The 26,609-nt window shown below is 54.9% G+C and carries 21 protein-coding genes; 9 read left to right on the forward strand and 12 right to left on the reverse strand.

What is annotated here, in order from left to right; translation table 11 throughout:
- Positions 1 to 8 precede the first annotated feature (8 nt).
- The 8 genes from H7U06_RS06120 to H7U06_RS06155 form a co-directional block, all read right to left on the reverse strand.
- Entirely contained in the window at positions 9 to 1,667 is a 1,659-nt protein-coding gene (locus H7U06_RS06120) for a hydantoinase/oxoprolinase family protein (RefSeq protein ID WP_175625309.1), read from the reverse strand.
- 194 nt (positions 1,668 to 1,861) lie between these two features.
- Positions 1,862 to 2,875 carry a tryptophan--tRNA ligase gene (gene trpS, locus H7U06_RS06125; protein WP_175625310.1) on the reverse strand — a complete coding sequence of 338 codons (1,014 nt, stop codon included), beginning with the start codon at positions 2,873 to 2,875 and terminating at the stop codon, positions 1,862 to 1,864.
- Between the two features lie 99 nt (positions 2,876 to 2,974).
- A complete protein-coding gene (locus tag H7U06_RS06130) occupies positions 2,975 to 3,289 on the reverse strand; it encodes a pyrimidine/purine nucleoside phosphorylase (RefSeq protein ID WP_012078710.1) in 315 nt (104 codons plus the stop codon).
- A 33-nt stretch (positions 3,290 to 3,322) separates the two neighbouring features.
- Positions 3,323 to 4,663, reverse strand: coding sequence for an argininosuccinate synthase (argG, locus tag H7U06_RS06135; protein ID WP_175625311.1), 1,341 nt, complete (start codon positions 4,661 to 4,663; stop codon positions 3,323 to 3,325).
- A 73-nt stretch (positions 4,664 to 4,736) separates the two neighbouring features.
- Positions 4,737 to 5,651 (reverse strand): ornithine carbamoyltransferase, encoded by a 915-nt coding sequence (gene argF, locus H7U06_RS06140; RefSeq protein ID WP_175625312.1) that lies wholly within the window; start codon positions 5,649 to 5,651, stop codon positions 4,737 to 4,739.
- 109 nt (positions 5,652 to 5,760) lie between these two features.
- Positions 5,761 to 6,654 (reverse strand): ribosome small subunit-dependent GTPase A, encoded by an 894-nt coding sequence (gene rsgA, locus H7U06_RS06145; RefSeq protein WP_124573482.1) that lies wholly within the window; start codon positions 6,652 to 6,654, stop codon positions 5,761 to 5,763.
- Positions 6,654 to 7,016, reverse strand: coding sequence for a 4a-hydroxytetrahydrobiopterin dehydratase (locus H7U06_RS06150; protein ID WP_175625313.1), 363 nt, complete (start codon positions 7,014 to 7,016; stop codon positions 6,654 to 6,656). Before H7U06_RS06150 ends, rsgA begins: the two co-directional genes overlap by 1 nt.
- Positions 7,017 to 7,027: 11 nt before the next feature.
- Complete coding sequence (locus tag H7U06_RS06155; protein WP_175625314.1) at positions 7,028 to 8,287, reverse strand: M48 family metallopeptidase; 1,260 nt, start codon at positions 8,285 to 8,287, stop codon at positions 7,028 to 7,030.
- A gap of 50 nt (positions 8,288 to 8,337) precedes the next feature.
- Here H7U06_RS06155 and orn point away from each other — a divergent pair, with 50 nt between their 5' ends.
- Entirely contained in the window at positions 8,338 to 8,925 is a 588-nt protein-coding gene (gene orn, locus H7U06_RS06160; protein ID WP_175625315.1) for an oligoribonuclease, read from the forward strand.
- A 68-nt stretch (positions 8,926 to 8,993) separates the two neighbouring features.
- Here the strand turns inward: orn and H7U06_RS06165 are convergent, their stop codons facing one another.
- Complete coding sequence (locus H7U06_RS06165) at positions 8,994 to 9,689, reverse strand: UPF0149 family protein (protein WP_175625316.1); 696 nt, start codon at positions 9,687 to 9,689, stop codon at positions 8,994 to 8,996.
- A gap of 133 nt (positions 9,690 to 9,822) precedes the next feature.
- Between H7U06_RS06165 and H7U06_RS06170 the strand changes: the two genes are divergently transcribed.
- From H7U06_RS06170 to H7U06_RS06180, 3 genes are read left to right on the forward strand one after another with little or no spacing between them, the layout of a single operon-like run.
- Positions 9,823 to 10,815: a serine/threonine protein kinase gene (locus H7U06_RS06170; RefSeq protein ID WP_175625317.1), complete on the forward strand. Its 993-nt coding sequence runs from the start codon at positions 9,823 to 9,825 to the stop codon at positions 10,813 to 10,815.
- A 7-nt stretch (positions 10,816 to 10,822) separates the two neighbouring features.
- Positions 10,823 to 11,569 carry a sulfite exporter TauE/SafE family protein gene (locus tag H7U06_RS06175; RefSeq protein ID WP_175625318.1) on the forward strand — a complete coding sequence of 249 codons (747 nt, stop codon included), beginning with the start codon at positions 10,823 to 10,825 and terminating at the stop codon, positions 11,567 to 11,569.
- Positions 11,570 to 11,614: 45 nt separating this feature from the next.
- Positions 11,615 to 12,697, forward strand: coding sequence for a diguanylate cyclase (locus tag H7U06_RS06180; RefSeq protein ID WP_175625319.1), 1,083 nt, complete (start codon positions 11,615 to 11,617; stop codon positions 12,695 to 12,697).
- Positions 12,698 to 12,723: 26 nt separating this feature from the next.
- On the opposite strand, the gene H7U06_RS06185 is transcribed toward H7U06_RS06180, so the two are convergent.
- A complete protein-coding gene (locus tag H7U06_RS06185) occupies positions 12,724 to 13,089 on the reverse strand; it encodes a hypothetical protein (RefSeq protein WP_254873149.1) in 366 nt (121 codons plus the stop codon).
- 109 nt (positions 13,090 to 13,198) lie between these two features.
- Positions 13,199 to 14,770, reverse strand: a complete 1,572-nt coding sequence (locus H7U06_RS06190; RefSeq protein WP_254873150.1) for a response regulator — start codon at positions 14,768 to 14,770, stop codon at positions 13,199 to 13,201.
- Between the two features lie 412 nt (positions 14,771 to 15,182).
- On the opposite strand from H7U06_RS06190, the gene H7U06_RS06195 reads away from it, so the two are divergent.
- From H7U06_RS06195 to H7U06_RS06205, 3 genes are read left to right on the forward strand one after another with little or no spacing between them, the layout of a single operon-like run.
- Positions 15,183 to 15,773 (forward strand): hypothetical protein, encoded by a 591-nt coding sequence (locus H7U06_RS06195; protein WP_254873151.1) that lies wholly within the window; start codon positions 15,183 to 15,185, stop codon positions 15,771 to 15,773.
- Positions 15,774 to 15,775: 2 nt separating this feature from the next.
- Positions 15,776 to 16,471, forward strand: coding sequence for a hypothetical protein (locus tag H7U06_RS06200; protein ID WP_175625321.1), 696 nt, complete (start codon positions 15,776 to 15,778; stop codon positions 16,469 to 16,471).
- Between the two features lie 12 nt (positions 16,472 to 16,483).
- The gene (locus tag H7U06_RS06205) at positions 16,484 to 18,013 is read left to right on the forward strand and encodes a peroxidase (protein WP_175625322.1); all 1,530 of its coding nucleotides are present in this window, start codon (positions 16,484 to 16,486) and stop codon (positions 18,011 to 18,013) included.
- Positions 18,014 to 18,082: 69 nt separating this feature from the next.
- Here H7U06_RS06205 and H7U06_RS06210 read toward each other — a convergent pair whose 3' ends face one another.
- Positions 18,083 to 19,093 carry a catalase family protein gene (locus H7U06_RS06210; protein WP_175625323.1) on the reverse strand — a complete coding sequence of 337 codons (1,011 nt, stop codon included), beginning with the start codon at positions 19,091 to 19,093 and terminating at the stop codon, positions 18,083 to 18,085.
- Between the two features lie 152 nt (positions 19,094 to 19,245).
- On the opposite strand from H7U06_RS06210, the gene H7U06_RS06215 reads away from it, so the two are divergent.
- Together H7U06_RS06215 and H7U06_RS06220 are read left to right on the forward strand one after the other, a co-directional pair.
- Positions 19,246 to 24,363 carry an AAA family ATPase gene (locus H7U06_RS06215; RefSeq protein WP_254873152.1) on the forward strand — a complete coding sequence of 1,706 codons (5,118 nt, stop codon included), beginning with the start codon at positions 19,246 to 19,248 and terminating at the stop codon, positions 24,361 to 24,363.
- Positions 24,356 to 26,464, forward strand: a complete 2,109-nt coding sequence (locus H7U06_RS06220) for a response regulator (RefSeq protein WP_175625324.1) — start codon at positions 24,356 to 24,358, stop codon at positions 26,462 to 26,464. Before H7U06_RS06215 ends, H7U06_RS06220 begins: the two co-directional genes overlap by 8 nt.
- Positions 26,465 to 26,609: the final 145 nt, after the last annotated feature.

Raw genomic sequence — 26,609 nt, forward strand, 5'->3', positions numbered from 1 at the left:
CGCTTTGCTTATTGCTGTTGCTTGATAAGTCCGGGTTTGATCTGCAAGCGGACACGTATGTTTTTGCCGGTAGTGGCGTAGCCATGAATGACGTTGAAGGATTGCAGGTCAGCGACTTCGACTTCGAGGTCTTCATCGCGTGCACCGGCAGCCCGGGCGATTTCCAGCAATCGTTCCTTGCCGATCTCGACGATCTCATCGACGCTGGTGCGCGACGAAATCTTTTGTTTACGGCCATCTTCGGCGAAGCTCAGTTGCTGCGATTCGGTATCGGCCAGCAGATTCAATTCGACCGTGGTGCGTGCCATCGCTGCACCGCAGGCATTAATCACTTCTGAATCCTGCGGCACGATGGCGGGCAGCGCCAGCAATGCGCCTACCTGTTCTGCGATATAAGGAGCAGGACCACCGACTGCGATCAATTGTTGCGGTTGCAGGACCTTGCCTTCCAGCAGTTCATGGATGGTGTAGACCGGCTTGCTGTTGACCTCTGCAATCATTTCATTGACCTTGGCTGCAATGCGACCACACATGATGTCGACAATCGCTTGCGCCACCTGTTGTGGTGTTTGCTGCAGGCTGGTCGCCAGGCCTTCCATCGCGCGCAACGCTTTGGCCTGGTCGCCGATGTTGGCGCGGCCAAGTACGATCAATGCATCGGTAGGCGTCGGGAATGGGCCATCGAAAGCCATCGCCGAACCTTTGCGTTCCGGACCGATCTGCAATGCGCCATTGACTACCTGTACCTGGCTGTCGCCACCGAGTGCCATCGAATGCGTGAGCAAGCCGCGTATCAGAGTTTTGTGTCCTTCGATCTCTACGCCTTGTGGTTCCAGCAGTGGAGCGCCATCGGCGAACAAGGCGATGTCGGTGGTGGTGCCGCCGACGTCTATCGATACCGAGTCGGCTGTCGAGCTGACGAAAGGTAGCACGCCCATGATGGTGGCAGCCGGGCCGGACAAGATGGTTTGCACCGGATACTTGCGCGATGGTTCGACACCTATGGTGCCGCCGTCCGCCTTCAGGATGAAGAGCGGGACATCAACGCCCAGGCCTTGCAGGTAGCTGGCCAGTTGATCAACCATGCGGCTGTGCAGACGCCAGATCGCCGCGTTGAGATAAGTGGTGGCGATGCGACGCGGGAAGTTCAGCACGCCGGATTGATGGTGACCCAGCGACACATGGCTGGACTGGCTATCAAAGTAGGCACCGACTTCCTGTTCATGCACCGGATTGCGGGTAGAGAATTTGCCGATCACGGCCAGGTTCTCGATCTTGTCCTTGCTGAATTGCTGTTTTAACGCAGCCAGCTCATCGTCGTCCAGCGCTTCGGCTTCTATGCCGCGGTGATTCATATAACCGGCGATCAGCGTGGTCTGCTCAGCCAGCGGCAAGTCCTTGGGCGACACGCCAGGGCCGTTCATGACGATCAGGCCGACCGGATCGAGCTGGTTCTGTGCCACGGCATTGGTCGAGATGGTGGTGCTGAGGACGATGCGATGCAGTTGCTTGATATCTTCAGGTGTAGCGACAGCCTGGGTGGCGCGCATGACGCAACCGAGGATATCGTTCTTGTCGGTCAGTACTTTGGATTTGCGGATAATTTTGCGGTTTTGCATCAATACCGAATCGGTATGGGTGCCGCCGACATCAATTCCAAGAATCATGCTTTTCTTTCTTAGTTAAAACACAGCGGCTAAGTCGCGCGATGTAAGTTAATTCAAACTGGCAGAGAGCTATCCTTAATGCGCCATTATGGTGGAAGGCATGCAAGGCCGTCCAGACCGAACCTTTTATGAAAAAGCCCGGCTTCATGACAAAGTCGGGCTTTTTTGTTGGCTAGGCAATCAAACGGAATGCCTTAGTCAAAGTAGTTCAGCCCCATCGAAGCATTGACTTCAGACAGTGTTTTGGCTGCGACTGCACGTGCACGCTCGGTACCGCGTTTGAGCATGGCGAGTACTTCGCCTTTGTCTTGTGCATATGCTTCACGACGCGTGCGTATCGGCTCTATCATCGCTTGCAGCTGCGCTTCCAGGCGACGCTTGACCACGCTGTCACCCAGACCGCCACGGCGATAATGTGCTTTCAATTCTTCCACTGCCGCCTTGTCATCATCAAAGGCATCGAGGAAGGAAAACACCACATTGCCATCGACCTGGCCCGGATCTTCCACTTTCAGGTGATTCGGGTCGGTGTACATCGCATTCACTGCTTTTTTGATCTCTGCGGCGGTTGCGCCCAGCGCAATGGAGTTGCCGAGTGATTTGCTCATCTTGGCCTTGCCATCGATGCCAGGCAGGCGGCTGGTGGCCGACAGCAGTTCTTTACACTCAACCAGGATGTCTTTACCAACCACGCTGTTGAATTTGCGCGCCAGTTCATTGGTTTGTTCGATCATAGGCAACTGGTCGTTACCGACCGGTACCAGGGTCGCTTTGAACGCTGTGATATCAGCAGCCTGGCTGACCGGGTAGGTCAGGAAGCCGGCAGGGATATCGCGTTCGAAATTGCGCAGGCGAATCTCTTCCTTGATGGTCGGATTGCGCTCCAGGCGCGATACCGTCACCAGATTCAACAGCACCATCGACAGTTCATACAGTTCAGGGATCTGCGACTGGATGAAGATGGTGGATTTCTCAGGATCGATGCCGACCGCCAGATAGTCGAGCGCAACTTCGAGTACGTTTTCGGTCACGCGCTGATGACGGCCGACGTTATCGGTCATCGCTTGCGTATCAGCCAGCAGGATGAATTGCTTGTGGGTGTCCTGCAGTTCCAGGCGCGACTTGAGTGAGCCGATGTAGTGGCCGAGGTGCAGGGGACCAGTTGGGCGGTCGCCGGTCAGGACGATCGCAGGGGCGTTCGAAGACATGTTTACTCCGTGATATGCAGCTATGCGTCCTGCAAGAAAAGCACAAAGACCGGTAGCTTTGTCCGGTCTTTGTCAGTTGTTTGCGTCAGACGGAATTTTTTAGACGAAGTGGCAAACGTAGTCCAGGGTATCGATGGTTTCGATATCGAAGCTGGAGTTGGCCGGTACATTGAATTGCTGACCACCTTCGTAGGTTTCCCAGTCAGTTGCACCAGCCAGGCGGATGCGGCATTTGCCTGCATTCAATTCCATGATTTCTGCTGCGCCGGTGTTGAACTTCAGCGTCGACGGGAAAATCACGCCTATGGTTTTCTTGGTGCCATCAGCAAACAGGACGCTGTGCGATACGCATTTGCCGTCGAAGTAGATGTTGGCTTTCTTGATGACGCTGACTTGATCGAATTGTGTGCTCATGAGTTGTGCTCTGATAGGGAGATAAATTAAAAATTATTTGTCGCTGTCTTTGGCGATGCGCGGCAGGGATACCGAGGTGTTACCGGTCAGCAGGCCGACATCGTTGTAGATGCCGAGTTTTTGACGGGTGTCAGTGATGTCCAGATTGCGCATGGTCAGCTGGCCGATACGGTCAGCCGGCGAGAACGGTGCATCTTCGACTTTTTCCATGGACAGGCGTTCCGGCGCATAGGTCAGGTTGGCCGATACGGTGTTGAGGATGGAGTAGTCATTGCCACGACGCAGTTCGATGGTGACTTCACCGGTCACTGCACGTGCCACCCAGCGCTGTGCTGCTTCACGCAACATGATGGCTTGCGGATCGAACCAGCGGCCTTGATACAACAGGCGACCGAGACGACGGCCGCTTTCGCGGTATTGCTCGATGGTGTCTTCGTTGTGGATGCCGGTAACCAGGCGTTCGTAAGCGATGAACAGCAAAGCCAGGCCCGGAGCTTCGTAGATGCCGCGGCTCTTCGCTTCGATGATGCGGTTTTCAATCTGGTCGCTCATGCCGAGGCCGTGACGACCGCCAATGCGATTGGCTTCCAGCATCAATTCCACCATATTGGTGTAAGTCACGCCGTTCAAAGCAACCGGACGACCTTCTTCGAAGCGCACGGTGACTTCTTCACGTTTGACTTCGACGTCGTCACGCCAGAACGCGACACCCATGATAGGTTCGACGATCTTCATGCCGCTGCTCAGTTCTTCTAGGTCTTTCGCTTCGTGCGTAGCGCCGAGGATGTTGGAGTCAGTCGAGTAGGCTTTTTCTACCGACATTTTGTAGTCGAAGCCGGATTTGATCAGGAATTCCGACATTTCCTTGCGGCCGCCCAGTTCCTGGATGAAGGTGTCATCCAGCCATGGTTTGTAAATGCGCAGCGCCGGATTCATCAACAGGCCGTAGCGGTAGAAACGTTCGATGTCATTACCCTTGAAGGTGCTGCCATCGCCCCAGATATCGACGTTGTCTTCTTTCATCGCAGCGACCAGCATGGTGCCGGTGACAGCGCGACCCAAAGGAGTAGTGTTGAAGTAAGTCACACCTGCGGTCGAGATATGGAAAGCGCCGCTTTGCAGGGCTGCAATACCTTCAGCCACCAGTTGTTCACGGCAGTCGATCAGGCGCGCCAGTTCAGCACCGTAAGCTTTTGCTTTTTGCGGAATCGCGTTGTAGTCGGTTTCGTCAGGCTGACCCAAGTTAGCCGTGTACGCATATGGAATCGCGCCTTTTTGACGCATCCAGTGCAAGGCTGCGCTGGTATCCAGGCCGCCGGAAAAGGCGATGCCTACTTTTTGATTGACGGGAACGGATTGGAGGATATTCGACATGGTGTGTGCTTCGCGTACTTGGTGTAGTTAGGTCAGTGGTGACTGAGCGGGGAAATGGTTAGGTGGTATCTGATTAATCTAGCCGACCGAGGACGAGGTATTCGAGCAAGGCCTTTTGTACATGCAGGCGATTCTCTGCTTCGTCCCAGACCACGGATTGCGGTCCGTCTATGACTTCGGCAGCAACTTCTTCACCGCGATGTGCTGGCAGGCAGTGCATGAACAATGCATCCGGCTGCGCGCGTTTCATCTTGGCGGCATCGACGATCCAGCCATCGAAGGCTTTCAGGCGTGCTGCGTTTTCTTCTTCAAAACCCATGCTGGTCCAGACGTCGGTCGTGACCAGGTGCGCCCCGGCACAGGCGTCCGATGGTGAAGCATGCAGCGTGTAATGCGTGTTGTCCATCGCGACTAGCGACTGGTCGATTTCGTAGCCTTTAGGCGTCGAGACATTGACGTGGAAGTCGAATACCTGCGCTGCCTGCAGCCAGGAGTAGAGCATGTTGTTGGCATCGCCGACCCAGGCCACGGTCTTGCCCTTGATCGAGCCGCGTTGTTCTATATAGGTAAAGACATCGGCCAGTACCTGGCAGGGATGATGTTCATTGGTCAGGCCGTTGATCACCGGTACGCGCGAATTCGCAGCGAAACGCTCGATGATTTCCTGGCCGAAAGTACGGATCATGATGATGTCGCACATGCGGGACATCACTTGTGCTGCATCTTCTACCGGTTCACCGCGACCAAGCTGGCTGTCGCGGGTGTTGAGGTAGATCGCTGCGCCGCCGAGCTGGTGCATGCCGGCTTCAAAGGACAGGCGGGTACGGGTGGAATTCTTTTCGAACACCATCACCAGCGTACGGTCGCTGAGCGGATGGTAGGGCTCGTAGTTCTTGAATTTGCGCTTGATAACACGGGTACGTTCTATGACGTGCTCGAATTCATCCAGCGTTAAATCGGAAAACTGCAGAAAGTGTTTGATTGCCATAATTGAAAACGGCGGCTAGGTTGGCGCCTGCCGCCGATTGTTGTAACTGCTTCAATTATAAGGGATTTCGATCTAAAAGCCAGCTTTAAGGCCGGGCACTACCCTTCCTCTAGTACAGCTTTTGTGATGATTCATGCAATAACTGCAGGTAGAGCGCATGGCGCATAGGGGCTATTGCACCGTCCGCAACCGCAGTACGGATCGCACATTCAGGCTCATTTGTATGATGGCAGTTATAAAACTTGCAGTGTCCCAGGTAGGAAGCGAATTCAGGGAAAGCGCGTTCCAGCATGCCTTCGGTCAAATGATAAAGACCGAATTCCTGGAAACCCGGTGAATCGATGATCGCTGTTTCGTCATCAATTGTGTACAAACGGGTAAAGGTCGTCGTGTGCTTGCCGGTATCGAGCGCGGCCGAAATCTCACGCACGGCAATGTCAGCATCCGGCACGATCAGGTTGATGATCGATGATTTGCCCATGCCGGACTGACCGATCAGGATGGTTGAGTTGCCTGTCAATAATGGCAAGAGTGCGGCGCAGGTCGCTTCCGGCTGCGTGGTAGCCGACACTTCATGTACCGGATAGCCGAGGCTGGCATAGAAGGCGACGCGTTGCCGGGTTTTTTCCAGCGAGGCGACCACGTCTATCTTATTCAGGATGATGTGTACCTTGACGCCCGCAGCTTCGGCTGCCACCAGTGAACGCGATACCAGGTCATCAGAAAAGCCCGGCTCGGTCGCTACCACGATGAAGAGTTGCGATACATTCGCGGCCAGCAGCTTGGATTTGTACTGGTCGGAGCGATACAGCAGGGTGTCGCGCTCCGTGATTTCTTCGATTACGCCCTGGTTGGCTGAGGTCAGTTTCAGTTTGACGACGTCGCCGACGGCGACGTCACTCTTTTTGCCACGCGTCACACATTGCAGTTTCGCGCTATCGGTTTGCACCAGATAGTGGCGGCCATGTGCGGCTATGACGATACCGGTAATGAGTGTGGTCATCAGGATGCAGTCCGTGCTACTGACTGCGCGTAAATCGCATCGAGTTTGGCCGCGCAGATGAAATCGTTGAGCGACAGGCCTCCTAGGCCGTTATTCACGGAGTGGGTGTCGTATTTCACTACGCATTGCTTATAGGTGATCACCAGTTCCGGATGATGGTCTTCGGTGTGGATGGTGTAGGCGATGGCATTCACAAAGGCTAGCGTCCGGTAGTAATTCTGGAAGGTATAGACCCGTACGATTTTGCCGTCTTGCAGCTGCCAGTCAGGCAGCGCCTGCAAATAAGTCGCGACTTCCGCTGCCGACAATGCCGACGTTTGTGGTCGGCATGTTTGCAGGCGTAAGTCGGCGGCGCTGCTCATGGTGTCCAGGCTCAACCTGCCGCCAGCAGTTTGTTGATACGTACCGTAGCAGGCGGGTGCGAATCGTAGAACGCCGAATGCAGCGGATCAGGCGTCAGGGTCGACGCATTGTCTTCATACAGTTTGACCAGTGCCGATACCAGGTCTTGCGAATTGGTATGTTGCGCAGCGAATGCATCGGCTTCGAATTCATGTTTGCGCGAGCTGAGCGAAGTCAGTGGCGAGAACAGGAAGGAGAAGACCGGCAACACAAGTGCAAACAGGATCAGTGCCATGGCGTCATTGCTGGCACCCATCATCGGTTCTACGCCGAGGCCGGTGTAGAACCAGGTCTGGTTTTTCAGGTAACCGAGCACGGCGAGGAAGGCGAGCGAAGCGGCAAACATGACGACGATGCGCTTGACGATGTGCTTGAGTTTGAAGTGGCCGAGTTCATGGGCCAGTACCGCTTCAATTTCATGCGGTGCCAGGCGTTCCAGCAGGGTGTCGAAGAAAACGATGCGTTTCGCCGCACCGAAGCCGGAGAAGTAGGCGTTGCCGTGTGCGCTGCGACGCGAGCCATCCATAACGAACAGGCCGCTGGCCTTGAAGCCGACACGCTGCATCAGGTTTTCGATACGGGTGCGCAGGTTTTCATCTTCCAGTGGCTGGAATTTATTGAACAGCGGTGCGATGAAGAGCGGTACCAGGACCAGCATCAGCATCTGGAACGAGCACCACAGTATCCATGCATACAGCCACCACAGGTCGCCGGATTTTTCCATCAGGATGATGGTGACCCAGACCAGGCCGAGGCCGAGCGAGAGGGAGATGACAGTGCTTTTCGCCAGATCGGTGAAGAACAGGCGCGGCGACATGCGGTTGAAACCGAAGCGCGCTTCCAGCACGAATTGACGGAAGTAATCAAACGGCAGCTCAATCAGGCCGGAGATCAGGGCGAAGGCCAGTACCAGCGCCAATTGATAGCGATAGCCGGGGCCGAAGACAAACAGCGCGCTTTCCGACAGCCATTGCAAACCGCCCATCAGCGTAAAGCCGATCAGGGTGGCGGCGTTCAGGATCACGATGAACAGGGCGAATTTGGTTTTCGCAACCGAGTAATCAGCCGCTTTCTGGTGTGCTTCCAGCGGTATTTTCCCTACGAATTGTGGCGGCACGGCAGCACGATGCGCCTGGATGTGGCGGATGTGGCGCGAAGCCAGCCAAAAACGTACCAGCAGGCTGATAAGCAGAAAAGTGACAAACAAAACGGTAAACGCGAGCGATGACATTCTTTTCCTGTGAGAAAATGGCGGATTGAGCAGGCTAAAGGAAAACAATTATGTCACAAGCTACTGAATTAGAGTCGTCATCTGCCACCCCATTGCGCCCGAATGAGTTCAACCTGATCTGGGTCGATATGGAAATGACCGGACTCGATCCAGACAATGACCGCATTATCGAAGTTGCCGTGGTGGTAACTGATTCCAACCTGAATATCCTGGGCGAAGGCCCGGTATTTGCCATCCATCAATCGGATGAAGTGCTGGACGGCATGGATGCCTGGAATAAGGGTACGCACGGCCGTTCCGGCCTGATAGACCGCATCAAGGCATCCACCGTGACCGAAGCCGATGCCGAAACCGCCCTGATCGAATTCCTCAAGAAATACGTCCCTAGCGGCAAATCGCCTATGTGCGGCAACACTATTTGCCAGGACCGCCGCTTCATGGCGCGTGGCATGCCTAAGCTGGAAGCCTTCTTCCACTATCGCAACCTCGACGTCTCGACCCTGAAAGAACTGTGCCGTCGCTGGAAACCTGAACTGGTCAACGGCTTCAAGAAACACCAAAAGCACACCGCGCTGGCCGACATCCTCGAATCGATCGAAGAGCTGCGCTACTACCGCGAGCATTTCATCAAGGAATAATGCAGGCCATGCCTGACGTAAAAAAGCCGGCGAGTGCCGGCTTTTTTGTTGGTCGCTTACTTATTTAATTACTCTGTGCTAGCCGCGCCGCAGCATTTTTTATACTTCTTGCCGCTGCCGCACGAGCAATCGTCGTTGCGGCCAATTTTTGGTTCTTCACGCTGTACGGTTTTGACCGCGGATTTGCGATGCGGCAGCCAGAACTTGTGGATTTCCGGAATCGCGGATTCGATTTCTATGGTCAGCTTGTGGCATTTGACCGGATTATCGACCAGCACCATTTCTTCTTCTTCGATTTCCTCTGCGCCGAGCAAATAGATAGGGCGCATCAGCGGGGCGATATTCGAGCTATTGATAGGCTCCCATGCTTCGGCACGCAAACTCATGCCGAGATTAAAGCCCCAAGCCCAGGCTTCACCGTCCAGTACAGGCTTGCCTTCCCATTCGTGTTCGCAGAACAGCGGTTCGTATTCTTTCGGTGCGACTTCCAGCGTGATCGCGATTTCATTCATGAAACGTGCGATCAGGCCGACGATGCGGTCGTATTCCTTGTCGTTCTTGAATTTAGGTACCGCTTCTGCGTTTTCGCCCCAGACATGCGGCAACCATTCGATCAGTGGCACTTCTTCCGGGCCGACCACCAGTGCGGTCAGGTAGCCGTGCAGCGAATCCATCGCCATGCAGTCATCTGCAGTGCGGTCGGAAAGCAGGAATTTGTCGAGTTCGTCGAATTCCTTGTCGGAGAGGGGCTGGTCGAGATGCATGGTGGGATTTTCTTCAATGATGATCAGGGCGACAGTGTACCAGCACCCCTGAGCCTAAGCGATGGCTGGGCGGCAATGAAATCTATTGATATAGAGTAAGGGGCTAGGAGGCGCGGCACCGTACAATAGGCAAATGAATGATTCCACCCCTTTGTCCTTTTCCACGTTGACACCTGATTGCGTGCTCGATGCGCTGGAAAGCGTCGGCCTGTATAGCGATGGCCGCTTGCTGGCTTTGAACAGCTATGAAAACCGCGTCTACCAGGTCGGCATGGAAGATGGTCCGCCGCTGGTAGCCAAGTTTTATCGCCCGGCACGCTGGACCGACGCTGCCATTCTGGAAGAGCATGCTTTTGTCCACGAGCTGGTGGAAAGCGAAATCCCGGTAGTACCTGCTACCGCGCTGGCAGACGGCAAGACCCTGCATGCGTTTGCCGGTTATCGCTTTGCCGTCTTCGCCCGTCACGGCGGCCGCGCACCCGAGCTGGATGATCCGGCCACGCTGGAATGGCTGGGGCGCTTCATAGGCCGTATCCATGCGGTGGGTGCATTAAAGAATTTCGAGCATCGTCCGGCGCTGAATATCCAGACCTTTGGCACTGAACCACGTGATTACCTGCTGGCCAATAATTTCATCCCGCCTGATTTGCTCGACGCCTACCGCAGCGTCGTGACGCAGGCGCTGGATGGCGTGCAGCGTTGTTATGATCGTGCCGGGGATGTTTCCACTTTGCGCCTGCATGGCGACTGCCATTGCGGCAATGTGCTGTGGACTGATGCGGGGCCGCACTTTGTCGACTTCGACGATAGTCGCAGCGGACCGGCGATCCAGGATTTGTGGATGCTGCTGTCCGGCGAGCGGCGCGATATGGTGCGGCAGTTTTCAGACTTGCTGGCAGGTTATGAAGACTTTGCCGAGTTCGATACACGCGAACTGCATTTGATCGAAGCCTTGCGCACCTTGCGCCTGATTCATTACGCCGCATGGCTGGCGCGGCGCTGGGATGATCCGGCGTTCCCGGTTGCTTTCCCCTGGTTTAATACGCAGCGTTACTGGCAAGACCGGATCCTGGAATTGCGTGAGCAGGTCGCGCTGATGGATGAAGCGCCGTTGTGGACCAACTAAACGGCTGATGGACTCGATCTATATTTTTATCATTGTGGGCGGTATCGCCGCCGGTTTCGTGCAAGGACTGTCGGGCTTTGCGTTTGGCATGACGGCGATGTCGTTCTGGGCTTGGGGCATGGATCCGGTGATTGCTGCATCACTGGCCGTATTCGGTGCACTGACCGGACAAATCATTGCGGCCTTCACAGTGAAGCGCGGATTTGATTGGCAGTTGCTGCTGCCTTTCTTTGTCGGTGGTGCCATCGGCATCCCGATAGGCGTGTTGTTGCTGCCGCTGTTGAATATGGATATGTTCAAGGCTTTGCTGGGCGGGATACTGATCGTCTGGTGCCCATCCATGCTGTTTGTGTCCCGCTTCCCCAAGCTCAAACCGCAAGGGCCGGTCGCGGATGGCACTATCGGTTTGATCGGTGGTGTGATGAGTGGCTTTGGCGGTTTTGCCGGAATCGTGCCGACCTTGTGGTGCACGCTGCAGGGCATGGCCAAGGATAAGCAACGCGTGATTATTCAAAACTTCAATCTGGGCGCTTTGATATTCACGATGCTGGCGTATCTGTATAAGGGCATTATCACGGCCACCATGCTGCCTTACTTCGCGGTGCTGGTGCCGGCGATGCTGATACCGTCGTTGCTCGGAGCCAGGCTGTATCATCGGATATCTGATGTCGCATTCCGCCGCCTGGTCCTGAGCCTGCTCACCTTGTCCGGTATCGCATTACTGAGTTCGTCCTTGCCCAAGCTGTTAGCCTAGAAGCCGGCCTTAATAAAAACCACCATAAAGAAGATGGTCTGATCTATGCGCAGCTTTCGTTGGTTATCCAGTTTTGCCCCTCAGCCGTCTGCAATAGGTACCGAACTGGGCCAGGCCAGGTTTCGCGTCCTGAATGTCACGCCCTTTTGTTTGTATCTCATCCTGGCCGCCCATTTTGAATGGCAGGCTGTACCGGCCAGCGTCGTCATCGGTGCCGCCGGGTACATCGCTTATGCCCTGATCTGGATAGCCGTCGTACGTTTCTCGCTCTTCAATGCCAATGTACGTCGCACACTGGCCACCGTACTCGACCAGGCTTTACCGGCGCTGGGCATGTATCTGGCTGGTTTCCTGGCGGGGCTGGTGGCATGGGTACCTGCGCTGGGTTCCATAGGCAACGGTTTACGCTTTGGCACACGCTACACCTGGTTGTCGTCGGTGGTCGGCGGCTCGTTGTTGAGTATTGCGTTTTATTTTTCAACAGACTGGCGTTCCATTCCGGGCGTTGCGACGGGTATCGTGTTGATCAATGTATTGGTGCCCTTGTATGTGGTGGTACTGGTCAAGCGGCTGGAGCAGGACAAGCAGGAGTTTGAACAACGCGCCGCGCATTTCGAAGAAGCGACCAAGCATGATCACCTGACCGGCTTGTTGAACCGTGCCGGGTTTGCTGATGTATTCGATGATTTATTCAGGTCGCTCAAGTCGCGTATCGACGGCAAGGAAGTCAGCGCAGTCTTGCTGCTGGACCTCGACGGCTTCAAGGCGATCAATGACGGTTGCGGCCATGCAGCCGGCGATGAAACCTTGCAAAAGGTGGCGGTTGCGCTGACTGGCTGTGTACGTGCCTCGGACCGCGTGGCGCGCCTGGGCGGGGATGAGTTTGGTGTCCTGCTACGACATGTCAGCCAGCCGCAGGACGTTGATCTGGTGGCAGAGAAGATATTGGCGGCGATCGCCGAGGTGAGTGCGCCGCGCAGTGATTTGCGGCTGGGCGCCAGCATAGGGATATGCGTGTTGCCACATCCCGATTTGCAGACCTATGACGAGATACTGAAGGCAGCAGATCGCCTCATGTATGAAGCGAAAGCAAGCGGGAAAAAGCAATTCCGCAAAATGACGGCCTGATATCAATTGATATCGCCGTCCTTACTTTAGATTTTTTGCGCGTTCTTCGTCAATGCATCCAGCTTGGCAATAACCTGATCCACATCGCTATCGCTGTTGGCGATCAGCACTGCATGCTCTATCGCATCATCCCGTTTGGTGCTGGCGAAATAGCCGAGCAGGTAATCGCCATTTTCTGTCTTGGATACATTGCGGCTGTCGTCCTTGGCGAGGCGGCGCGCATACCAGACGGCATAACCATTCGACTCTTCGCAGCAATAGACCTCGGCTGAATGATGCGGACCGAGTGGATACTTTTCCGGATCGGTGTACCAGATGGTCTTGCGCCAGAGGTGATTCTTTTTTGATTCAGGGATAGGACTCATATGCGTACTTGCTCCGGCTTGTTTCATCGTAAGGTCAGTGTAGTGCGGCTATTGTAGTGATATGTAGCCGCGGACAGGAATAGAAATACACACCTGTCAGCAAAAATTCAGATTTCGGGCGGATAGTGTGTCGCTGTCAGAGCTTGTTGTGCGCTCCCGGTGGCAGCTCTACATGCGGTGCAGTACGAGCCAGCATCTCGCGCAATTTCTTGTCTATGCGCGCATATTCCAGCTCGATCTCAGTCAGGCGCAAGCTGGCATCGCCAAGGATATTGTTCTTTGCCCGGATTTCCAGTTCACGACACAGGGCCGCCAGGGTGGTCGCCCCTATCGACGATGTGCTGCCGCACAGGACATGCGCGAACTTGGCCACAGTCGGCGCATCGTTGGCGAGTATCGCTTCATGCAGGAAGACAAAACGCTTGGGGCTATCGGTCAGGAACAGATCCACCAGTTCGGCAAAGTCAGCGCCAAACATTTCCTGCGTGGCTTCCAGTTCATCATCATTACGTACCATGGAACGCTCCGTGGAGGCTGGCTTCAGCCAGCGGCTCAGCATGTCGCTCAGTGGGCGCATGCGTATCGGTTTAAAAATAAAGTCATCCATGCCTATTGCCAGGCAGGTATCGCGCTCGCTGCGGTTGACGCCTGATGACCAGCCTATGATGGGTACATGCTCGTCGCCGGTTTCCGCTGCGCGCAACAGGGCAGTGGTCTGGTAACCATCCATATTCGGCATCTGGCAATCCATCAGGATCAGGTCGTAGTTGCGGATGTGCACCATGCGCAGCGCCTGTTGCCCGTCACCTGCGGTATCGACCTGGCAACCGAAACGCGCCAGCATGCGCTCGGCAATTTGCAGGTTGACCGGATTGTCGTCGACTGCCAGTACCCGGGTATGGGTATACGCATGGGCGTTATCGGAGACTATGTATTCGGTATTCAGATGCACGCCTGCGCAGACGAAGCGCGGTGCATCTTTCTTGGCGATGCAGCTGCAGAGCAGGCTCAGGGTATCGAGCAACATGGTTTGCTGCAGCGGCTTGGGCAGCCAGGCGGAGAAGCCGGCTTGCGCCAGGCGGTCGGCGTCATGTCTTGTATGTTCATCACTGACGAGTACGACCAGTGTGTCGCGGTACAAGGGAGAGCTGCCGATCGCGGTGCCCAGTGTTTCGCCATCAATGCCGGGGAGATTTTGATCGAATAGCGCGATGCGATACGGATCGCCTGCCAGCGCTGCGCTTTCCAGGGCTGCCAGTGCCACTTTGGGTACTTCAAAACCTTCGACGCGTGCACCGTGCTGCTGTAACTCGCGTACTACGTGGGTGCGTGTTTCGGCATGGGCGTCTATAAACAGCATGCGTATGTCGCCGAGCGAGCCCAGTGTCTGGGACGCTGACTGGTCTATGCCGAGATCGGTATTTGATTCGAGGAGCTGCCCTACATTCAGCAGCAGGCGGTCGGCGCTGCTTTGCGCCAGACGGATCATGTCGCGCTGATCCGGCGCGAGGTCGTTTTGCCGGATCATTTCGAGCGCACCGATGATACCGTTCATCTGGCTGTTGACCGTGCGTTGCAAGTCGTCGAGCAAACGCTCGTCCAACTGCGTATTAGTCAGTGTGCTGTTCTGGTGTTCCCGGCGGCGCGCGATACGCTGGCGTTGCGCCGGACTGATTTTTGTTGTTGTGAACGGCAGATATGAAGACATGGTTTCCCGACGGGTAGTCCTGCATCGTTAGCTGGGCCGGCCAAAGCTGGCTCCAGGCAAGAATATATCAAAGCGCGATCTCAAGCATAAACCTAAGTAAAAAGCCGCGCATCCCCTGTGTTGCTCCGTACTTTGAATTGCAAAAAACGCATTTTCTCATGTAGTCTTGCGAAAGTTATTTTCCGTGCGGAAATGCTATCGAAGGAAAAGATGCAATTGTCTGTGCCGGATCGGGGCCGGGACGCCACTGGCGTGCCGAGCATAGGGACTAAGTAGCCCACAACCGGCGGATGCACAGACATGTTTGGTAAAGCGAGCGCATTTGGTATGCGGTGGCATACCTGTGCGCTTTTTATTTAGCTGCTGCAAATAGGGGAAATGCATGTCCAACATTGCTGGAAAGGCATATGCCATGAACGTGATCACGCCGATCCGTTGGTATATGACTTGGATTAATAAGGTGATTTTCTGGGTGGCACTGAGAAAGCCAGCCACCCTCAAGGGTTTGATCACGCTGTCACTGATACATTACGCACGCTGGGTCATTATCGGCAAGAATCAGTTTCCGCATCTGGACGAGCGGCAGCCGAAAGAGAAGCTGAACTATGCGTATATGCTGTTCTTCAGTAATTTCAACGGTAGCTGGGCGCAATACGTCGACTCCTTCACGTTTGCCATTCCGAGCGGACTGGATCTGTTCTGGAAATGGAATATCCGCTATCCGAAGTCTGTCCCGCTGACGCCGTTCCACTCCTACATTCAATTCAACCAGGTCCAGACCGACCACTACTACAACGCCTATCCGATGGCGGCTGCGAATGACGTCAAGGCCGCGAAAACACTGAAGGCCGAACTGATCGCTTTCGACGCCAGCTACGGCAAGGCAGAACCAGAACAATTCCTGAAGCAATACAAGGCCTTGTTGCGCAGCCTGCAGCACGACCTCGGCGATATGCAACCGACGCCGATTGTCAGCCTGGCAGATCAGGCGAAGGGGGAATAAGCATGGGTAATGTCAGCAATAACGCGTATGCGATCACCTGCCTGTGCCCGATCCAGAAAGGCCATATCGGTGGCACCGCGTACAGCGATGAAGTGCGCCGTCGCCTGCAGGACTGGGGCCTGAATGAAATGAGCCCGATGGCCAAGGTGCCGCAAACTTATTTGTGCCGCTACTTTGTGCTCGACGATGTGTACTACGAATCTTTGCCCGGCACTGACTTCGGCGGCACCTGGTACGACTTCCTGTCCATCTTCTCTGATCGCTTCCGCCGCGCTGCACTGCCGGAAGAAGATCATCTGCAATCCAAGTACCTGGTCTGGTGCTGCAATATCCACGGCGACCCGGATACCTACCTGCGCGGCATGTGGAATGCCATCAGTGATGACATCCGTCACCTGTGGGGTTTCTGCTATGGCTTCGAGCATGTATCGGATGCCGATAGCTTTATTGCCTATATCAAGAAGTGCCAACTGACGGCCTCCCTGTTCTTTGTCGGCTCCAACGACGAGCCGCTGCCGGAGCAATTGAAGGGACTCTATCTGAAGCAGGAGTTCTCGCGCTTCGTGACTGAGCACCAGGGCTTGCCAGCGGCAGAATTACAGCAGGTATACCACGCATTTATCCAGCGGGTTAATCCGACGAATTTGCAGGAGCCAACCTGGCTGCCCGGACAATCTACTTTACAAACACAATCGTAGAAGGATCTTCTTGTGAGCAAAGTTTTGGACTTGATGGATATCCAGGGCAACGTGATACGTGCCTATGGACGTTATAACTTTCCCTATGCACGTTATGTCTTCCTGAATATCCGCGACGGTGCACGCGGACGTGAATTCGTGCGCCTGGTGACCGAACAGGTCACGACAGCCGTGAATTGGGGGCAGGGACCGAACCCTATCGAAAAACCGATGTCGACTGTGAATGTCGCCTTCACTTATCCCGGGCTGAAGACGCTGGAATTACCACGTGCTTCGTTGATCGGCTTCCCTATGGAATTCGTGATGGGCATGAAGAAGCGCGTCGACATATTGGGCGATGACAAACGCAGCGCGCCCGAACATTGGGACCCGATCTGGAAAGAGAGTCGTGAGCGTGATCGTCATAAAGACGTGCATGTCTGGATCTCGATTAACGGCCAGTCTCGTGCCGCCATGCAGGAAAAATATGAATGGCTGCAAAAGATAGTGCATGACAGCGCCGGTGGCGTGGCCATCCTGTCCGGTCATCGTGGTGATGATGGTGCCGAGCATTTGCCGTTCCAGGATGTGCATGCCGTATTTGAAGATGGCAAACCGACCAGCAAGGAACACTTCGGGTATACCGACGGCATCGGCGATCCGGTCTTTGAAGGTTTGCCGGGCAAGCCGGAGCGTGTGGTCGGGCGCGGCAAACAACTCAAGGGTGGCAAGTGGGCGCCACTGGCAACTGGTGAGTTCATCCTCGGTCATCGCGATGAAGCGGAAGAGTATCCGATCGCACCGGCACCGCAACTGTTATCGCGCAACGGTACTTTCATGGTGTATCGCAAGCTGCATGAAAACGTCGGTACCTTTAATTCTTATCTGGAGCAGGAAGGCGCGAAGTACCCGGGCGGCAAGGAGTTGTTGGCAGCGAAATTCGTCGGACGCTGGCGCGATAACGGTGCGCCTATCGTATCGGCTCCGGACGCAGCCAGCAAGGCGCAATGGGATACCAAGTTTGCAGCGGCGACCCCGGCCGAGCGTGATCGTATGCTGAGCGGCTTTACTTTCGATGACGATATGGATGGGGCTAAATGCCCGTTCAGTTCGCATTTGCGACGCATCAATCCACGTGCATCACTGGAGCTGACGCCGAATGCATTTGATACACCGAGTGCGCTGGCGAATCGCCGTCGCGTGATACGACGTGGCTTGCCGTATGGTGAGGTGAAGGATCCGGCACGTGATGATGGCAACCACGGCATCGTCATCATGATGATTAATGCCAGCATCAACCGCCAGTTTGAATTCGTGCAGCAGCAGTGGATTAACTATGGCAATGATTTCCGCGCAGCCAATGACAAGGAAATCATCCTCGGCAACCATGATGATGAGCAGCCGAGCAAGGCGGTATTGCAGGTTCCGGCAGATAGTGACGAAGCACCGTACTTCCTGTCCAAGATTCCACGCCTGGTGGAAACGCGTGGCGGCGATTACTTCTTCATCCCGAGCATGACGGCATTGCGCATGATCGCGAAAGGTATCGTCGATCCGACCTGATACAGACACATGCAAGCAAAAGGGAAGCCTGCCGGCTTCCCTTTTTTATTTCGGCGATGACGTGCTGGCTCAAATGTCCCAGCTGGCCGGTTCTTTGCGCGCTACTTTGTTGTATTCGTGGCGGAAGGTGGAAATCGCGTCATAGACAATTTTGCGTGCACGGTTGATGCCGCCTAGCGGACGGTGCGCGGGCAGGCTATGCCACGGTGTGTAGGACAGGTTCTCGCCAAAGACGCGCTGTGCTTCGCTGTCGAATTCCTGTTGCAGTATGCGTATCGTCGCGACCTTGCGGAATGGCGACTCGCTTTCCTTCCATTCCTTGCCCGGATCCTCGATCGGCATATTGTCGGCATTGGTTTGCAGCTGTACGGTGAAGTCAAACAGTGCTTCACCTTGTGCCAGCTGGCGCACCATGGCCTGGCGCAGATAGTCCGGTCCCGGATCAGACGGCAGCGGATCAGGATTGCGCACGTGCGGAATGGCTGAATACTTGACGGCGGTATTGCCGAATAAATAAGGCGTGGTGCTCCAGTAGCGCATTTGCAGTGGATTGGCGAACTTCTTCAGTGAAGTCACCAGATTCCAGATCACGCGCCAATGCGTGGCGAAGAAAAAAATCTTGGACAGGATGCTGCCGGTCATCGCTTTGATCAGCGCGTCGAATTCCTCGACATTCTTGGTCACAAAGACATTGGTGCTGATGACGATGAAATCCTGGGTTTGTTCGTGACGTTCGCTCTCCAGCAATTTGTCGCCGGGGACGCCCATCAGTTTGATCGCCATGCCGCGGATATCACGTGCCTTGTCGGCCTGTATCGTGCCGTCCTGATTGGAGTAACGGATCCATGCCTGATAGGTGCGCGCTTCGGCAAATACGCCGACACGCAATTCGGCGGGCAGGTCGGCTTCGACAGTGAATTCAGCTTTGACCACGCCGTGCATTTTGGGGTGCGCATCGCGGCGCATGATGCCGGTGGGATTGTCGCGAATGATTTTGGCTTTGAGGCGGGCGGAGAGGTCGGCGATGTATTGGGCTTCCCCGGCCGGTATGGTTTCTTGCGCGAGCGTGTTGTCTGACATAAATTAATTGTAGATTTGATACCACATCATGGCCGCGCACTATAGGTTTCAGCTATATTACGCGGGGCGGTTGAGCAAAGTACAGTTGCCTATCATTAACTGTAATTAATATTTTTGCAAGACGAAGTGGCACCCTTTGTCGCCAAATTGCGATGAAACCGGAGCATCAAATTAAATTCCCACAGCAATCTGCCTGGTCACCTTTACCGAAGCGCGCAAGCCAGACGCAAGTCGGTTTGCACCGCACGATGTTTTTCCGTGCGTCGCCGATTGCGGGTGAGCCCGGCGCCGAACATGGCGAGCTTCCGGCCTATGACCTGAATGCTGCCTTGCACTTATTCGTCGCCCTGATCAAGGGTTTGAGCGAGGTGCATAAACGCGTCGATTTGCATCAGGCAGTGTGTCTGGCCAATCTGCGCTTGCTGCAGGATGGTTCGGTGGAGTTCCGCAACGACGCCACAGTACCGCTGGCGTATAGCTCGCCGGAACAAACCGGGCGCATGAATCGCCAGGTTGATTACCGCAGCGATTACTACTCACTTGGCATCGTGCTGTACGAACTCTTGAGTGGGCATTTGCCGTTCGAGTCGGATAGTGTGATGGAGCTGGTGTATAGCCATATCGCGAAGAAGCCGCTACCACCGAGTCGCTTCAATCCGGCGATTCCGGATGCGGTCGGCAATATCGTGCTCAAGCTGCTGGCCAAGAATGCCGAAGACCGCTATCAAAGCCTGGAAGGCTTGCTCAGCGATATAGAGCGATGCCGTACTGCCTTGCAGGAAAGCGAGACTATTCAGTCTTTCCCATTGGCGCAGCAAGATGTTTGCGACCGTCTGCAGATTTCACAAAAGCTATATGGCCGTGAGTACGAATATGCGCGCCTGCTGAGCGCGTTCAAGAACGTCACGGCCGGCACTGCCGAGCTGGTGCTGGTCACCGGTTACTCCGGCGTCGGCAAGTCTTCGCTGGTGAATGAAATCCACAAACCAGTGGTGGCACAAGGCGGCTACTTCATCTCGGGTAAATTCGACCAGTTCAAACGCACCATTCCGTACTCGGCTTTCAACCAGGCTTTCCGTGAATTGATGCGGCAAATCCTGACCGAAAGCGAAACCCGGATTGCCGAGTGGCGCGCCAAGCTACTGAAGGCGCTGGGGCCGAACGGACAACTGATTATTGATGCGATTCCGGAGCTGGAATTCATCATCGGCAAGCAACCGCAAGTGCCTTTGCCAAGTGCTACGCGGAATAGCTTTAACTATGTGATGCAGAACTTCGTCAGCGTGTTTACGCGCGTCGAGCATCCTATCGTCTTATTCCTCGATGACTTGCAATGGGCCGATGCCGCATCGCTCAAACTCATCAGTTTGCTGATGCGCAACCTGAACGATCCCTGCCTACTGTTGATAGGTGCATACCGCAGTAACGAAGTCGATATCGCGCATCCGCTGAATCTGACGCTGGACCTGATCCGCAAGGAAGCGAACGTCACCACTATAGAGCTGAATGCCCTGACTGATCTCAGCATCCTTGAGATGGTGGCAGACACCTTGCAGTGCGAAGAGGCCGAAGCAGTTTCGCTAGCGAGCCTGATTTATCGCAAGACGCTGGGCAATCCCTTCTTCATAGGCCAATTCATCAAGAGCCTCAACAGTGATGGCTTCCTGTTCTTTGAGCATGGTCACTGGCGCTGGAATATCGCGCAGATCGAAGAACTTAACATTACTGATAACGTTGTCGACCTGCTGACGAAAGAATTGCGACGCCTGCCGGAACCCACGCAACGCCTGTTGACGATCGCGGCCTGCATAGGCAGTCGCTTTGATTTGCAGACACTGGAAACCGTCAGCCAGCGTTCCAAGCAGGAGATAGGTGAACTGCTGCACGATGCGATCCAGACTGGCCTGGTTTTACCCGCAGAACATACGGTGGCGGCGACAGCGCTGGTTTCATATGTCTATCAATTCCGCCACGATAAAGTGCAGCAGGCCGCATATGAAGGCATAGCCAAATACGAAGCCGATGCCATCCATCTGGAAATCGGGCGTTTGCTGCTGAATAGCCTGAGCGAAGAAGAAAAGGAAGAATCCATCTTTGAACTGGTCGATCATCTGAACCAGGGACGCTCTTTGCTGACGCTGCAAAGCGAGAAAGAGAAGCTGGCAGAACTGAACCTGCAGGCAGCAAAGAAGGCACGCAAATCGGCGGCATTCGATGTACATCGTGATTGCATTGATATTGCCGGTGAGTTCGGCAGTGTACATATCTGGCGTGAGAAGCAAGTCTTCATGCATGAGCTGTACATGGAGAAGATCAATGCAGCGTTTGCGCGTGCTGACTACAAGGAAATGGAAAAGCTGTGCCAGATCGTATGCCAGCACAGTGAAACTCCGGGCGAAATCATCGCCGCCAAGAATTACCTGATCCGTTGTTACGGTGCGATCTACAAGCCGCAAGAGCTGATGAAGACCGGCATAGAGATGCTGGAAATCGCCGGCATCAAAATCCCGCCCAACCTGAGCGAGCGGGACATCCTGCTGGCGCGCATGAAGTTGAAAGTGGCGCTGCGTGGCCGTGATCCGCTGGAGCTGGAACACCTGCCGCGTGCGACTGATCCGGTCTATCTGCTGCAGCTGCACGCGACCATGGCCTTTCTCGGTTATGGCTTCACGTATCTGGCTGGTTCCAATACCGTGCTGTGGGTGGCATTGGAAATGGTCAGGCGCTCCATACATTATGGTTCTTCACCGAACTGTGCGTATGCTTATGCAGTGTGGGGCCGTACGCTGGTCGGCAAGCTGGGCAAGATTGCAGAAGGCTACAAATTCGGCAAGGTTGCTGCCCAATTGGGTGGAGAAAATATATCGCTGGGCGCGGCCGGGATTTTCCACGGCATCATTCGCCATCACCGCGAACATCTGCGGCTGTCGCTGGAACCCTTGATGGATATCTACGTCAAGGCGATGGAAACCGGCGACCGTCCGGGGGCGATGGTGGCTTTGTCATTCTCCGATGCGATACGTTTCCAGTCGGGCGGCAATGTGCAGGAAGCCTTGCAGACCATACGCAAGGATCTCGATATCTATCGCAAGATGGATTACGCCGCTTTGCTCGGCGTCATGATTCCGTGGGCCTTGCTGTTTTCGCGCCTGGTGGGTGAGTCGATTACCGATATCACGCAAGGGCGGGACCAGGAAGACTATGTACAGTCGCGCAAGAATGCTGCTGATCCGTGGGGCATTTTCTATGTGCGTACGATACAGGCTATAGGCGAATATTATTTCGGTGAATTCGTCAAAGCGCGCATACATGCAGCGGAAGCGATGGAATTGCCCGGCTTCCATTTCGGCACGCCGTCATCTGCCTTCCTGATGTGGGTGTATTCATTATCGGAGCTGGCCTTGTGCCGCCCTTATGACGCGCACTCATCGGCGACGCTGGCGCGGGTCAAGGTGTGGCAACGCCGTTTCAAGGACTGGGCCGAGCATGCGCCGATGAACTATCGCCATAAATGGCAGCTGGTCGAAGCGGAGCGTTATCGCGTCAGTGACAAGAATAGGCTGGCTGAACAAGCATATGAACTGGCGATTACCGGTGCGCGCAAATATGGCTTCATCAACGATGAAGCACTGGCACACGAATTGACTGGCAAGTTTTATCTCAGCCAGGGCAAGGACATCAACGCCCGCATGCACCTGGAACAGGCGCATGCACGCTATGAAGAGTGGGGTGCTTTGGCCAAAGCGATGCAGATGGAAGAGGCGTATCCGATCCTGCTGGCGCGTGTGATTTCACGACGTCGGGAAAATAGCCGCGACATGGAAGTGGCACGTGAACGGCAGGTCGATATCCAAACCGTCATCAAGGCTTCGCAAACCTTGTCCGGTGAAATCCAGCTCGACAAATTGCTCTCCAAGCTCATGCGTCTGCTGATCGAAAATGCGGGTGCGCAAAAAGGTGCGCTGCTATTGATGGAGCAAGGGCGTTTGTTTATCCAGGCTGAAGTCAGTGCTGACGGTACCATCGTCGTACAACAGGGCCTGCCTTTGGAAAAAAGTACAACGCTGGGCCTGGCTGTCATCAACTATGTGAAGCGCACGCACGGCAACATCGTGCTGGGCGATGCGGCGAGCGATAGTCAATTCAATGGCGATCCTTATATAGAACGCGAACGGCCGAAATCCATACTGTGCTTGCCGCTGCAAAAGCAGGGCCAGCTGGTCGGTGTTATGTATATGGAAAATAATCTGGCGGTCGACGCCTTTACGCCGGAACACACTGAGCTATTACAAATCTTGTCGACGCAGATTGCGATTTCACTTGAAAACGCCGGTTTGTATAACGACCTCGAACAAAAAATCGAAGCACGTACGCAAGCACTCAGCCTGAAGAACACCGAGCTGCACGACACGCTGAACTCCCTGCGTCGTACGCAGAAGCAATTGGTGGAATCAGCCAAGCTGGCTTCGCTGGGGCAACTGGTGGCTGGGGTCGCGCATGAAATCAACACACCGCTAGGCGTCGGCGTGACTGGCGCATCTACCCTGGCAGAAGAAACCAGCCGCTTGCAATCGCTATTCCAGAGCGGCGCGATGAAGCGCTCTGACCTCGATGCTTACGTCGGCACGGCAGGCACCATCAGCAAATTGCTGTTGTCGAATATGGAGCGTGCGGCGACGCTGATCCAAAGCTTCAAGGATGTGGCGGTGGATCAAACCAGTGAAGAGCGACGTACCTTCTTCCTCAAGGCTTACATCGATGAAATCCTGTCCAACCTGAGTCCTATGCTGCGGCGCTCCGAGCATAGGATGACCGTAAGTTGCGATGAGACGATAGAAGTGGATACCTATCCGGGTGCGCTGTCGCAAGTCATTACCAATCTGGTGATGAATACCTTGCTGCATGCATTTGCCGAACAGGCCCAGGGCGAAATCCAGATTATCGTGCGCAGCGTGTATGAAGACGGACGGGAAACCGATATGCTCGAACTCAGCCTGTCCGATAACGGCAAAGGCATCCCGCCGGAAAATCTGGTCAAGATCTTTGATCCCTTCTTTACGACCATGCGCGGACGTGGTGGTAGCGGCCTCGGTTTGAATATCGTGCATAACCTGGTGACCGGTACCTTGCAAGGGCAGATCAGTGTCGAGAGCCAACTGGATCTGGGCACGACGTTCATTGTGCGTTTTCCGCGCAATCCGGTTGAAGTCGCTGACGAAGCGGTAAAAGGCGACGCCGCAAATGACAGGGCAGGGACGCGCGATGTTTGACGACTTTTCATTTGCCCCGGAAAAAGAAGGAGGTAGCACTGATGGCGGCCTGCCGTGGAAGGTCCTGATCGCGGACGACGAAGAAGAAGTGCATCAGGTCACGGCGGTAGCCATGATAGACGTGCGCTTCAAGGGGCGTCCGCTGGAATTCCTGCATGCCTACTCGGCAGCCGAAGCACGCCAGGTATTGATGCAGCATCCCGACACGGCCATCATTCTGCTGGATGTCGTGATGGAAGAAGAGGACGCCGGGCTGCAGCTGGTGCGTCAGATCCGTGAAGAAATGCGCAACCGCAGCTTGCGTATAGTCTTGCGCACCGGCCAGCCGGGGCAGGCACCGGAACGGGATGTGGTAATTGATTACGACATCAATGACTACAAGGCCAAGACTGAGCTGACACGACAAAAACTATTGACCTGCATTATCTCGGCGCTGCGTTCCTACGAAGATATCCTGCTGCTGGAAAAAGGCCGTAACGGCCTCGAACATGTCGTGAATGCGGCTTCGGCTTTCTTGCAGACGCCGTCCGAACAGGCATTTGCGATGCAAATCCTGAAACAGCTGAATCTGCTGATTCAGCATCCGCTGGATGGCATTGTGATGCGACGTCCGTTGGGCAGTGACGGCATGGTGGTCGTGACCTCGGTCGGCAAGATCATACGCACCGAGCCAGCCGTGCTGGAAACCGTGCAGACGGTGCTCGCTGCACAAAAAAATATATATAGTGACCAGCATATCGCCCTGTATATCCAGACCCTTAATGATGCCAATGAATATGTCATCTGGTGTCCGTTGCAGCGTGCCCTGTCCGAGATCGAGCATAAACTGATAGACGTGCTGTGCACGAATATTGCCGCTGGCCTGGCTAACGTACAGCTTTACGAATCGCTGCTCAATCTGAGTCGCAACCTCGAACAACAAGTGGTGGAACGTACACGCGACTTATCGATCGCCAAGGATGAGGCGGAGTCGGCCAACCGCGCGAAATCTGAATTCCTGGCAGTCATGAGCCACGAAATCCGCACGCCTATGAATGGCATGCTGGGCATGATGCAACTGGCGCTGGCTGAGACCTCGGACCGCACGCAGCGCGAACATCTGGAGACCGCGCAGTATTCTGCGGAAGCCTTGCTCAGCATACTGAATGACATCCTGGATTTTTCCAAGCTGGAGTCAGGCAATTTGCAATTTGAAGCGGCGCAGTTCGATTTGCACAAAACCATGGATAGCGTGATCAACCTGATGGCGTCGCGTACCTGCGATGCTTCGCTGTCGCTGGTGGTCGAATGCCCGGCCGAGATTCCGCGCCTGCTGGTCGGTGATGCAAATCGCTTGCGCCAGGTTTTGCTCAACCTGATTAACAATGCACTTAAATTTACTGAGCAGGGTGGGGTAACGCTGAAGGTAGAGTTGCTGAACCAGAGCGTGAGTCAGGCGCGCGTGCGCTTTACCGTGATCGATAGCGGCATAGGCATAGCGCCGGATGCGCAGGCGCGCTTATTCCAGGCCTTCTCGCAAGCCGACAATTCCATTTCACGGCGCTTTGGTGGTACCGGCCTCGGTTTGTCCATCTGCAAAAAAATCGTCGACATGCAAGGTGGCAGCATAGGTGTGCACAGTACCGAAGGCCAGGGCAGTCAGTTCTGGTTCGAGCTGCAATTCGGCATAGGCGACGAAACCGAAGTGGTGGCAGAAGTATTGGTGGCCCCGGCCAAAAACACGCGTCAACTGCACATTCTGTTGGCTGAAGATAATGAGATCAACCAGAAAGTCGCGGCGACCTTGCTGAAGAAGGCTGGTCATACCGTGGAAATCGCACAAAACGGGCTGGAAGCAGTGCAGGCGGTGCAAAACGGTGTATTCGATGTCGTACTGATGGATATGCACATGCCGGAAATGGATGGGCTGGCGGCTACCCGCGCCATCCGCAATATGCCGGGACCGGCGGCGACTTTGCCTATCGTCGCGTTGACAGCAGCTGGCGCATTGTCAGATATACAAATATGTATGGATGCCGGGATGAATTACTTCCTGGTGAAACCTTTCCGCATGGAGCGCCTCAGTAGCATCCTGCATGAGCTGTCGATGGCACAGCGCTAGGTAGTTTTGTTTGAGTTAGCAGCCGTTTCTGATCGATTATGCGGCTGTTAACGCATGATTTCCCCCTCGTTTGCCATTGCATATCGCCGAAATGGCTCGGCTTTCCCCCTCTTTTTCCGGCCTGATTTGCCAGCCACCCCTTGAT

It is taken from the genome of Herminiimonas sp. Marseille-P9896 (assembly GCF_903993245.1).
GTDB classification, from domain to species: Bacteria; Pseudomonadota; Gammaproteobacteria; order Burkholderiales; family Burkholderiaceae_D; genus Oxalicibacterium; species Oxalicibacterium contaminans.

Bases quoted from the DNA above. Each gene is read 5' to 3' on its own strand.
- H7U06_RS06120 (WP_175625309.1), bottom strand. From the start codon at position 1,667: ATGATTCTTGGAATTGATGTCGGCGGCACCCATACCGATTCGGTATTG.
- trpS (WP_175625310.1), bottom strand. From the start codon at position 2,875: ATGTCTTCGAACGCCCCTGCGATCGTCCTGACCGGCGACCGCCCAACT.
- H7U06_RS06130 (WP_012078710.1), bottom strand. From the start codon at position 3,289: ATGAGCACACAATTCGATCAAGTCAGCGTCATCAAGAAAGCCAACATC.
- argG (WP_175625311.1), bottom strand. From the start codon at position 4,663: ATGTCGAATATCCTCCAATCCGTTCCCGTCAATCAAAAAGTAGGCATC.
- argF (WP_175625312.1), bottom strand. From the start codon at position 5,651: ATGGCAATCAAACACTTTCTGCAGTTTTCCGATTTAACGCTGGATGAA.
- rsgA (WP_124573482.1), bottom strand. From the start codon at position 6,654: ATGACCACACTCATTACCGGTATCGTCATAGCCGCACATGGCCGCCAC.
- H7U06_RS06150 (WP_175625313.1), bottom strand. From the start codon at position 7,016: ATGAGCAGCGCCGCCGACTTACGCCTGCAAACATGCCGACCACAAACG.
- H7U06_RS06155 (WP_175625314.1), bottom strand. From the start codon at position 8,287: ATGTCATCGCTCGCGTTTACCGTTTTGTTTGTCACTTTTCTGCTTATC.
- orn (WP_175625315.1), top strand. From the start codon at position 8,338: ATGTCACAAGCTACTGAATTAGAGTCGTCATCTGCCACCCCATTGCGC.
- H7U06_RS06165 (WP_175625316.1), bottom strand. From the start codon at position 9,689: ATGCATCTCGACCAGCCCCTCTCCGACAAGGAATTCGACGAACTCGAC.
- H7U06_RS06170 (WP_175625317.1), top strand. From the start codon at position 9,823: ATGAATGATTCCACCCCTTTGTCCTTTTCCACGTTGACACCTGATTGC.
- H7U06_RS06175 (WP_175625318.1), top strand. From the start codon at position 10,823: ATGGACTCGATCTATATTTTTATCATTGTGGGCGGTATCGCCGCCGGT.
- H7U06_RS06180 (WP_175625319.1), top strand. From the start codon at position 11,615: ATGCGCAGCTTTCGTTGGTTATCCAGTTTTGCCCCTCAGCCGTCTGCA.
- H7U06_RS06185 (WP_254873149.1), bottom strand. From the start codon at position 13,089: ATGAAACAAGCCGGAGCAAGTACGCATATGAGTCCTATCCCTGAATCA.
- H7U06_RS06190 (WP_254873150.1), bottom strand. From the start codon at position 14,770: ATGTCTTCATATCTGCCGTTCACAACAACAAAAATCAGTCCGGCGCAA.
- H7U06_RS06195 (WP_254873151.1), top strand. From the start codon at position 15,183: ATGAACGTGATCACGCCGATCCGTTGGTATATGACTTGGATTAATAAG.
- H7U06_RS06200 (WP_175625321.1), top strand. From the start codon at position 15,776: ATGGGTAATGTCAGCAATAACGCGTATGCGATCACCTGCCTGTGCCCG.
- H7U06_RS06210 (WP_175625323.1), bottom strand. From the start codon at position 19,093: ATGTCAGACAACACGCTCGCGCAAGAAACCATACCGGCCGGGGAAGCC.
- H7U06_RS06215 (WP_254873152.1), top strand. From the start codon at position 19,246: ATGAAACCGGAGCATCAAATTAAATTCCCACAGCAATCTGCCTGGTCA.
- H7U06_RS06220 (WP_175625324.1), top strand. From the start codon at position 24,356: ATGTTTGACGACTTTTCATTTGCCCCGGAAAAAGAAGGAGGTAGCACT.